The organism is Micromonospora sp. SCSIO 07396 (assembly GCF_053667945.1).
In genome coordinates this window covers 5,938,273-5,947,643 of sequence record NZ_CM132210.1, presented here as the reverse complement: position 1 = coordinate 5,947,643, position 9,371 = coordinate 5,938,273, and the positions used below count along the sequence as shown (strand labels likewise).

Sequence of the window (9,371 nt, the reverse complement as noted above, 5' to 3'; positions counted from 1 at the left end):
CTCACGCTCCCCGCGCCATCAGAGTCGCCGTCCGACCGGTCCGGTCGTCCAGCACCAACGTCACCCCCGACGACAGGACCCCCGCCAACGCGGACGCGATCCGCGCCTCATCGAGCTGGCCGGCACCGTCGCCCGAGCCGCTGCGGCGAGCAGCCCCCCCGGCGGTCGGGCGGGCCGGGGCGTCGCCACGGACCATCGCCCGCATCCGCTCCATCGCCGCGTGCCCGCCGGCCGCGTCGACCTCTTCGTCGGTCCACACGTGCTCGCCCGGGGCGAGCTTGCGCCACAGCGAGTCGACGCCCTTTGCCCCTGGGCCGACGACCGGGCCGCCCTCGGACATGCCGGTCGAGTAGCCGAACCCGGTGTGCGCGCCGCCGCCGAATCCGCCGGACGGCTCCGCGTAGACGTTGATGCGGGCCTTCATGTTGTTGATCCGGGCGACCAGTCGGTTCGCCGCGGCCATCGCCGGGGCGGTGTTCGCGGTGACCGTGACCTTCCGGTCCTTGATCCGAATCAGCTGGTTCGCCAGGTCACGGGCGGCCGACTCCGACAACCCCATCTTCCGGGCCAGCTCGATCATTTTCGCCCGGCCCCGGTCCGCAGCCGCGTTGGCCAGGTCCTGCGACCCGGTCTGCGCCATGACCGCGTCGTACGCGCCGTTGGCCTCCGCCGCGATCCGGTCCAGGGCTGCCGCGTTGGCGCGGCCCTTCGCCGTGTTGATGTCCAGGGCGGCACCGTGCTGGATCGCGGTCTGCCCGTTGGTCCGGACCGCAGCGGAGGCGGCGTCGATGGCCTCCTCCAGGTCGCGTTGCGCCTGCCGGGCGTCGAGGTTGTTGCTGGTCATCTCGTCCAGCGCGGCCCGCCACTCCCGCATGGCCGCCGCGGCGTCTTCCACCTTGGCGGGGGTGGTACCAAGGGACCGGTTTACCTCGTCGAGCTGCTGCCGGTAGGTGCCAGAGGCGTCGGCGGCGGCGATCTGCGCATCCGACATCCCGGCGGCCTTGAGCGTGGCGAAGTCCTGGGCCTCGGCGTTGCCGAGAGTGGCCTTCCGGTACGCCTCGGCCTCCTTCGTGCCCTTGCCGAAACCATCGGCCGTCAAATCGAGCCAGTCCTTGTAGTGCTCCATGTCCTCCAGCCAGTACCGGCCGCGGTCGATGGCGATGTCCAGTTCGTCCGACCAGCTCTTCACCGCCGCTCCGCCGTGCACCACCGCGGTGGTGGTGTCGATGAGCCGACCCATCGCCAGCGTCAGATCGTCGATGGCCGACGCCCCCTCGTCGGCATCGTCGGCGAGAGTGGACAGCATCTGGCCTGCGCTGTCGCCGACCTGGTCGATGGTGCGGCCCAGCGCGTCCACGACCGGGTCGGCCTGCTCGATCGCGTCGGCCAGGCCAGCCGCCAGCTTCTGGCCGCCCGTGATGCCCGACGCGACCAACGGTTCGATGAACCGCTGCGACTGGAAGATCTTGTCCAGGTCGGGGCCGAGGCTCTGCCAGCCGGCCCGGATGTCGGAGATGCCGTCGAGGACTGCTGGCACGAAGTCCGCCGACCGGCGCTCCAGGTCACCGAGGATGAACTGGCCGAGGTCCGCGCCGGCCGCCTTCACCGCCGGGTCGCGGGCGGCCAGACGGACACCGCCGATGACGCCACCGATGCCCGCGCCACCGACGATGGCGCCGGACATCGCCGACGCGAGGGTTGCCGCCGCACCCACGCCGAGAGCAGCCCCGATCGCCGCGCCCGCTGGATGCACGGGGGCGCTGGCCATCAGCGGGCCGAGTCGGGCCACGAATCGGCCGACGAACCCCTCGGCGGCCTCGTCGGCATCGTCGTCGCCGGGCAGCAGATCCTGGACCCTGGTCAGTTTGCGGATCTCCCGCCGCTGCCGGTCCAGATCCTTGACGAGGTCCAGATTCCCCGTCTTGTTGATCTCGGCGGCGAGGGCAGCCGCCGCCGCCTGCGCCTCGGCGATGTCGTGGGCCAGACCGCGGTACTGCTTGCCGGCGGCCTCGGCTTCGTCGCCGGCCTTGTCGGCGGCCCGCCCGGTGTCGTGGATCTTGTCGGCGGCCTTGTCAGCGGCGTCGCCGACGTCCTTGAACGCCTTCGACCCGCCGGCATCCTTGCCGACGATGTCGAACTCGACCCGCTCACGTCCCGCCACCGCTCACCCCCGCGCCCACTCGAACTCGACCGGCCCCCGGTGGGCCTCGTACCACAGCAGGTGCTCACGGATCTGACGCACGCTGAGCTGCCGCAGCCGGTCCGGGGGTAGGCCCGCCTCGAACGTGAATAGCGGCTCGATCGCGGCGAGGTACACGCCGACCCTCACGCCCCGGAGGAACCCTCCGAGGGTCCAGCCGGGGGGTTGCTGGTGGCCTCCCGGCTGAACTCCGCCCGCAGGAGACGCGGCTCGAACTCGGCGTACGGGACGGTCCGGCCGGCGTTGCGTACCGCCAGCCACGCCGCGACCCGCCGCAGCTGCGACACGTTCAGGGTCCACGACTCCATCGCGTCGACGAACACGGCGATGGGCATCGTCAGGTCCCGGTCGAGGGCCTCCAGCTCGCTGGCCGGCAGGTCCAGCAGCTGCTCGACGTCGACGGTCAGCTCTTCGGGCAGCGGCTCGCCGCCGCCGTACTGCTCGCGGTCGGCCTCGCACAGCCGCACCCGGATGATCGTCATGCTCAGCCCTCCGTGAGTTTCGCGAGGACCCGGTCGACGGCGCCCTCGATTTCCTTACGCACTGCGCCGACCTCAGCCAGCATCGGCTTCGTCACGAAGCCAGGCCGGACAACCTGGGTGACCCACGGGTTGGCTCGGGACGTCGCCCGGTGCTTGGCGTGGCGCTTCAGAGGGCGGGTCCGGCCGAACACCGGGTGCTTCAGCCGGCCCGCCTCGGCCGTCGCCACCTGCCTGGGGTTGCCCTTGGCTCCCTGGGCTGTCACCGAGAGCCGCACAGTCACCTGGTCGCCGGTCGTGGACGTCGTGGTCGTCATCCGCAGAGCCGGAACCAGCACCCCCGCGTAGCGGTCCGGCAGGTACGACGGGGCCGCCGACCGGACGGCATCCTTCAGTGTCGGCGTCGCGGCGGTGATGCCCTTGCGCAGCTCCTTGACGAGGTCCTTCCGGTCGGCGGCCGTGCGGAGGCGACGCGCCACCACCCGGAACCGGTCGGCACCGCGTACCTCGACCCCGCTCACAGCGTCGTGTCGGTCGAGACGTACTCGATCGTGATCGGCGGGTTCGTGCCGTCGTGCTGCCCGACGATCGGGAAGTTGGTGTTCACCACCCCGGGCCCGTCCGCCGTCGGGGTGTCCCCGTTGACGAAGAACTGCGGCACCCGGAACCGGATCGTCTCGTAGAACGTGCTGGCGATCAGGGGGCCCGTGAACTCCCACACCAGCGACGCCGGGGTGTCGGCCGCGTACCGATCCGCCCAGTCCGCCTTGGTCAGGAAGTCCGCGCCGACCGTGCCGGACACCCCAGACCAGTCGTTCAGGACGCCCTGCGACCGGAGGCCGGCGTTGCCCATGTACGGGCCGCCGTCGTGCCGGGGCCGTTCGATTCGCAGCGACATCGACCTCACCCCGTCGACCTGCGCCTCAGCCCCGTACGTGCCGACCTTGAGCGCCGCCTGGGCGAAGTGGAACTCGTTGACGACCGGGTAGCTGGGCGCGGCGAGAGTTTGCCCCTCGGACACGTCCCGCGCCTCGACCGTCCACTGCACGGTTAGCCCGCCGCCGACCTCGCAGCTGAACTCCGCCGCCATGATCTGGCAGCCGAGGAACGTGTACGGCCGCACGGTGCCGCCGAGGTCGGGCACTCCCGACTGCATTGTGTAGAACTTGCCGTACGGGTCGGCCATCGCGTGGGTTTGCAGGTACGCGGCGGTCGCACCCTGCTGCACCGGGGCGACGGTCCCACCCAGCAGCCCGTTTAGCAGCAGGCCCAGCCCCTTGGAGTAGACGCCCATGCTGACGGTGCCGTTCGCGCCCTTCGTGGTCACGTACCGGCGCCCACCCGGCTGCACGTACCGGCCGGCGGCCAGGCCACCACCCTGGTAGGTCTGCTTCCGCTTCCGCAGCTGCGCCGTCCCCTCCAGGAACCGCGTCGGCGCGACGTACGTCCCGTAGGTCACCTCCGGCGCCATACCGAAGCTGGAGCCGAGGCCCGATCCGATCGCCATCAGGACTCCCCACCGGTGCTGGCCTTGTCGAGCTTCTCGACGGCCTTCTTGGTCTCCTTGTCCTGGGCGGCCGACCAGCCGGCCTCCAGGTAGCTGGGCAGGTCCACGTCCGGGACCTCCACGATCTCGCCCGGGTCGACCTCACGGCCGATCCACGGCACCCACCGCCGCTCGTCGTACGGCTGCTTCACCCTTGCCACGCTGGCCTCCCTCCTGCTCACGCGGCCGATCGCGACCGGCACAGCACGTCGAAACTGATCTCACACACGCGGCCCTCGCCGGCCTGCTCCGCGTCGTTGGTCTGCCGCACCACCACGTTCGCCGCGATGGCCGTCCCTGACTTCAGCGCCCCACCGAGGTCGCGGTGCGTGCGCATGTGTGTGTCCAGAGCGTTGAGCAGCACGAACGCGGCATCCCGGGCGGCCTTCATCGCGTTACCGCCGGCTCGCCGCGCCCAGATGATGCAGGGGACGGTGAACTCCTCCCACTGCGTCTGCGCGCCGAGCTGGCCGTGCGTGACGCCGTTCTCGGTTGCCGCATCCTCCGGCGTCACCCCGATCACCAGCGCCGTCTCCGCCCGACCCTCCGGCCAGCCGTCGAACACCCGCACCGGCGACGCGCACTCCGGGAACGCGGTGGCCGTAGCGACGAGGTAGTCGATCGCCGCCGGTATCGCCGAGGTGGCCATAGGTCACGCCCCGTACGGTGCGAGTTCGGCGGTTTGTAGCCGCTGCCGAACGGTGTTCGGAATGAAGAAGCCCAGCCGGACCTCGCCCGCCGGAGCTGCTCCAGCGCCTGGGGAACTGTCGAACGGCGAGTAGTTGCCGCCCTGCTGCGGACGCCAGTTGATCCGGATCAGCTCCTTGGTGCCGTCGAGCACCGCCCAGGGCACCGCTGTCCGGCCTGCCACGTAGCCGACGCTCACGTTGTTGAACCCGTCCGGCCAGCGACCACCGACGCGGAACAGCACCCCGGCATCCGACAGGGAGTACGCGCCGACGCCCAGAACCGTGCCGCCCTCGCTCACCTCCGTGATTTCCAGGGCAGGGCGCTCGCGCAGCATGATCGCGGTCCGGCCTCGGCCCGAGTGGACCTCGGTGACGGGCCGGCGGGACACTGACCCGACGATGTCCTCCACCACGGCCGAGGCGCTGAGGATCGCGGCCCGTAGCTCATCGTCCTGGCTGGTGTCCGTCAGCGCTATGTTCAGGTGGCTCTTCGCTTCGTCCAGGCCCACGAACGCTGGCCAGGACGAGTCGGCGGCGCTGAACACGTCGACATGCGCGACGTCCGGCGTGGTGGCGACGGCCCGGATGCGGTGCAGACCGTGCTGAGTGATCGGGAAATCGTAGGTGTACCGGCCGATCGACGGGTGCGCCGGCACAACCGGCGCACCCGTGACGCCATCCGGCTCGGTGACCGTGATCTCGACGTCGGCCGCGTCAAGCAGGACACCGCCGGACCGGACCTCGAAGACGACCGGATAGGTGTCGCCAACGTCGTACACGGTCGCCTCCTACCGCCTGTCGCTGGGCTTCGATCGAGAGCGACGCTCGCCCGGCGCGGCCGTGGCCGTCTCCACCGACGCGGGCGTCGTACCGGCCGCCCGCTGGGCCGCCTCCTGCGCCGGCTCCAGGAATCGCTCCCGTCCGACCACACGCGGGTCGTCGTCCTCCAGGAGGGTGCCGACCCGCATCGTGACCGGTACCCCGTCGAGGTCGAAGCTGTGGGCTTCCTTGACGCGCCAGACCATGTCAGCCTGCCGTCGGGGAGCCCTTGGCGGCTTCCGCCTCGGTCAGCCCCTCGGTGCCGAAGGTGGTGGGGCCGTCGCGCAGGGACTCGTCGGACAGTCCGTGCGGGCCGGGGCTGAACATGCCCTTGCGCTCGACGGTGTCCTTGTCGCGGTCGCGGTCGGCGAGGACCCGTCGGGTGTGCTCGACCTGGCCCATGACGTCGGGGCCGTCGACCTGCTGCGGCTTCGCCGGCCACGACTCTACCGGCGGCCGGTCGTCGCCGGTCCGGTTGTCGAGGCGGGCGTCGACGTTCGGGGCGCCGGGCACGGTGACGCGCCGCTCGTGGTCGGCCTGGAGTTCGGCGGCGAGACCGCCGGCCGGGTTCGAACGCTGGCTGCTGGTCGCCTGCCGGGGCGTGGATGCCTTCGGTGTGGTGGTGGTTGACGGGGTGTTGCTCTTCTCGGTCGCCACGATGGCGGTCCCTTCTGATTGTTGCTGGTCTGGTCAGCGCTGCACGGGGACCTGGCCCGCGCCGCCGAGGATGACCACCGCTCCGAACACGCCACCGGTGGTGGCGCCCGAGGTCGCGACGGTGATCCGCAGGTAGCGGCGGGGGCCGGTGTATCCGACTTCGAACAGCCGGTCGTCGTCGGTGGAGGTGATCGTCGGCGGGGAACCCTGCAGGTGCTCCGCCGGGGCCGTCGACCACGACGACCCGTCGTCGGACACCTGCACGGTGACCGCGTGTGACCCGTCGGTGATGGTGCCGGCCAGCACGACCAGCAGGGCGCTGGTGGTGCTGTCGGTGCCGCCCGCCGGGTCGGTCCGGTCGATGGTGGTGCCTGTCGCGGTGCCGGCCAGCCGGGCCGCGACAGGTAGCGCGACCCGGCTGATCAGCTCGTCGTAGATCCGGCGCATCAGGTGACGTTCAGCATCCGGAAGGCACCGTCGTTGACCGAGTCCGCGCCGGTGCGGTAGTAGGCGAACCAGCCGCGCTGGCCGGTCGGCCGGCCGAATCCGGAGCCGGCGGTCGTCTGCTGGAACAGGTGCGGGATGAACTCGACCGTCATGCCGATCCGGTCGGCGATCACGTAGTTGCTGAAGTCGCCGAACACGGACATGTAGTTCTCGGCCGCCGCGGTGATCGTGGCGTCCATGTCCTCGGACTCGTAGATCGGCTTGCCGAGCAACTGCGCGGGCCGGTCGTCGCCGAGCTGCGCCCACAGGCTGGAGCCGCCCGCGGTGTCGAACTGCCGGGCCCGGTTGTAGAAGGCGTTCGTGGCCAGCCACGACGCCCGGGAACGGTACCGGGCCGGGAGGGCACCCTGCAGCGCGTACAGGTCGCCGACGGCGAGCGTGTCGGAGCCTGCGGAGGTGATGATCGAGCTGGTGCCGGTCAGCGCGGTGACGATACCCGTCGGCTGGCCGGAGCCGGAGCCGATCGCGAACGCCGACGCCTCCAGGATCTCGCGACCCTCGGCGAGGAGCCGGGCCACCTCACCGGCACCGTTGCTCATGTCCTGCAGCGCCTCGATCGACACCGGCACGAAACCGCGGGCGGTGTAGACCGGGATGGTTGGCTGCGCGAACGTCGGCGCGTCGTCGGACACCTGGCTGGCCTCGGCGTCCCAGGACCAGGACACGGCACCGGCGGAGACGCCGTTCCAGACGTCGCCGGTCGCGACGACCTGCCGAGCGATGCGCCGGATCTCGTTCAGGGAGCCGTTGGCGGTGACGATGACCGTCGGGTCGAGCTGGAACGGCACCAGGAATCCGCCGGCGGAGTCGGTCAGGCTCATCGCCCGGACGGCCTGCAGCGCCTGCTGCTCGACGGTGTCCAGCTCGTGCAGACGGTTCGTCGCCGCCTTGCTGAACGCCCGGATGTACGCGGGGCTGCTCGCCGCCAGCGCCAGCCGGGCCAGGGTCGCGTTCTTGTCGTCGAACCGCTCGACGATGTTGGTCGCGGCCTCCCGCACCTTGTCGGACGCCGACGGCATCTTCTCGATCGCCGCCAGGGCGCGCGAGCGCAGTTCGGCGTTGACCGACTCCCGGGAGCGTCCGAACGTCCGGACCTCCGACAGGTCCCACGGGTCGCGGAACCGCTGGTCCTCGATGCTGTCCGGCTCCAGGATCGCGTCCCGCTGACCCTGGTCGGCGGTGTTACCGGGGGTTCCGCGCGCCACCCGGTAGCCGCCGACGCCGCTGGCCGCCGACCGGACCGCCGCCAGGTCGGCGTCGCGCTCCAGCTTCTTGCGGTGCTTGTCGACGGAGGTGAACTCGTCGCGGAGCTCCCCGAAGTACGTCTCATCCTCCGGGGTCAGCTCGTCGAGTTCGCCGAGCCGCTCCAGTTCGCTGGTGATCTCCTTGAGCCGGTTCACCGACTGGGAGTGGGTGAGGGTGGGGGCCGTACGGTTCGACGCGTCGCGGGGGTCGGCCCCGACGACCGGGTAGATCGGACGGCCGTCCTTGCGGTAGCCGATTGGGGTGAGCGGGACACCGGCCATGATGAGCCGGCGGAACCGTCCCTGCTTGTCCGCCATCGTTCAGGTCCTTTCGTTGATCGAGAGCAGGTAGCCGCGGGCGTGTTGCGCGAACTCCCGGGCGGGGTTCGGCCGGCTGGCCGGCGGCGTGGCGGACGGGTGCTCACCGGACGACGACCGGTCGGCGGGCGGCGCGGCCGGAGTGGCCGGGTGCTCGCTGGGCTGGTCCTGGTTGGTGGGCGGCGCGTCGGTGGCGCTTCGCTCGGCCGCGTCGGCGAGGTACACCGCGCGGGCGAGGGTGCGCCGGGTGGCTGGGTCGCGGAGGCGGCCCAGGTCGATGGTGACGGTGGAGCGGACGCCGACGGAGGTCGTGTCGTAGGCCGGCCACACGACCGGCCCCACCTCGGAGATCTTGACCTCTTTGAGGGTGCGGCGTAGCGGCGTCGTGATCTCGTAGTCCAGGCCGGCCGGGTACCACAACGCCTTGGACACGTCGTCGGCCTTGATCAGTTTCCCGGTCGCGTCGCGCCACTCCTCCCGCACCACGGAGAAGCGGAAGGACATGCCGTCGATGGACTCCTCAGCGAGAGCATCACGGATCGGTTCGATCAGCCAGTTGTCATGCAGCCGGGCCAGGACGTGCAGGCCCTGGTCGTCTTCCCCGATCTCGGTGATCTTGCCGATAGGGATAGAGCCGATGAGTGGGTGATAGCCGTGGTCGAACTGCAGCTTCGGAGTCCGCTCCCGCAAGCTCTTGCGGAATGCCCCTCGGGCGATGACCTCCTCGAACTCACCCTCCCAGGAAGAGATCGTGGTGACGGTGTCGAACACCGCCCCGTAGCCGTCGAGGGTCAGGCCGTCGCCCGCCTCATCGTCGGCGTCCCGGACCGCGAACGGCGACTGCCGGCACAGGTCGTCGCGGTAAACGGTCCTCTCAGGCATGGCAACCCCCAACGGGGAGCCGTCCCGGCT

Annotated in this window: 13 protein-coding genes; all 13 read right to left on the bottom strand. The window is 70.9% G+C overall.

The genetic code is table 11. The features are described 5' to 3' along the window. Position 1 precedes the first annotated feature (1 nt). The 13 genes from ACWCHM_RS25820 to ACWCHM_RS25760 are packed head-to-tail and all read right to left on the bottom strand — an operon-like array spanning position 2 to position 9,341. A complete protein-coding gene (locus ACWCHM_RS25820) occupies positions 2–2,161 on the bottom strand; it encodes a hypothetical protein (protein WP_454220189.1) in 2,160 nt (719 codons plus the stop codon). Positions 2,162–2,164: 3 nt separating this feature from the next. Next, positions 2,165–2,329: a hypothetical protein gene (locus ACWCHM_RS25815; RefSeq protein ID WP_454220188.1), complete on the bottom strand. Its 165-nt coding sequence runs from the start codon at positions 2,327–2,329 to the stop codon at positions 2,165–2,167. Continuing rightward, positions 2,326–2,682 (bottom strand): hypothetical protein, encoded by a 357-nt coding sequence (locus ACWCHM_RS25810; RefSeq protein WP_454220186.1) that lies wholly within the window; start codon positions 2,680–2,682, stop codon positions 2,326–2,328. Before ACWCHM_RS25810 ends, ACWCHM_RS25815 begins: the two co-directional genes overlap by 4 nt. Before the next feature lie 2 nt (positions 2,683–2,684). Next, positions 2,685–3,200 (bottom strand): hypothetical protein, encoded by a 516-nt coding sequence (locus tag ACWCHM_RS25805; protein WP_454220185.1) that lies wholly within the window; start codon positions 3,198–3,200, stop codon positions 2,685–2,687. Further along, positions 3,197–4,186 carry a phage tail tube protein gene (locus ACWCHM_RS25800; protein WP_454220184.1) on the bottom strand — a complete coding sequence of 330 codons (990 nt, stop codon included), beginning with the start codon at positions 4,184–4,186 and terminating at the stop codon, positions 3,197–3,199. Before ACWCHM_RS25800 ends, ACWCHM_RS25805 begins: the two co-directional genes overlap by 4 nt. Next, the gene (locus ACWCHM_RS25795) at positions 4,186–4,386 is read right to left on the bottom strand and encodes a hypothetical protein (RefSeq protein WP_454220183.1); all 201 of its coding nucleotides are present in this window, start codon (positions 4,384–4,386) and stop codon (positions 4,186–4,188) included. The genes ACWCHM_RS25800 and ACWCHM_RS25795 overlap by 1 nt, the downstream gene beginning before the upstream one ends. Positions 4,387–4,403: 17 nt before the next feature. Further along, a complete protein-coding gene (locus tag ACWCHM_RS25790; RefSeq protein WP_454220182.1) occupies positions 4,404–4,874 on the bottom strand; it encodes a hypothetical protein in 471 nt (156 codons plus the stop codon). A 3-nt stretch (positions 4,875–4,877) separates the two neighbouring features. After that, a complete protein-coding gene (locus ACWCHM_RS25785; RefSeq protein WP_454220181.1) occupies positions 4,878–5,693 on the bottom strand; it encodes a head-tail connector protein in 816 nt (271 codons plus the stop codon). Positions 5,694–5,702: 9 nt separating this feature from the next. Next, positions 5,703–5,939, bottom strand: a complete 237-nt coding sequence (locus tag ACWCHM_RS25780; RefSeq protein ID WP_454220180.1) for a hypothetical protein — start codon at positions 5,937–5,939, stop codon at positions 5,703–5,705. Position 5,940: 1 nt separating this feature from the next. Continuing rightward, positions 5,941–6,390, bottom strand: a complete 450-nt coding sequence (locus ACWCHM_RS25775; RefSeq protein ID WP_454220179.1) for a hypothetical protein — start codon at positions 6,388–6,390, stop codon at positions 5,941–5,943. A gap of 33 nt (positions 6,391–6,423) precedes the next feature. Beyond that, on the bottom strand, positions 6,424–6,837 hold the full coding sequence (locus ACWCHM_RS25770) for a hypothetical protein (RefSeq protein WP_454220178.1): 414 nt from the start codon (positions 6,835–6,837) through the stop codon (positions 6,424–6,426). Continuing rightward, positions 6,837–8,459: a phage major capsid protein gene (locus ACWCHM_RS25765; RefSeq protein WP_454220177.1), complete on the bottom strand. Its 1,623-nt coding sequence runs from the start codon at positions 8,457–8,459 to the stop codon at positions 6,837–6,839. Before ACWCHM_RS25765 ends, ACWCHM_RS25770 begins: the two co-directional genes overlap by 1 nt. A 3-nt stretch (positions 8,460–8,462) precedes the next feature. Further along, positions 8,463–9,341, bottom strand: a complete 879-nt coding sequence (locus ACWCHM_RS25760; protein ID WP_454220175.1) for an HK97 family phage prohead protease — start codon at positions 9,339–9,341, stop codon at positions 8,463–8,465. Between the last annotated feature and the right edge of the window lie 30 nt (positions 9,342–9,371).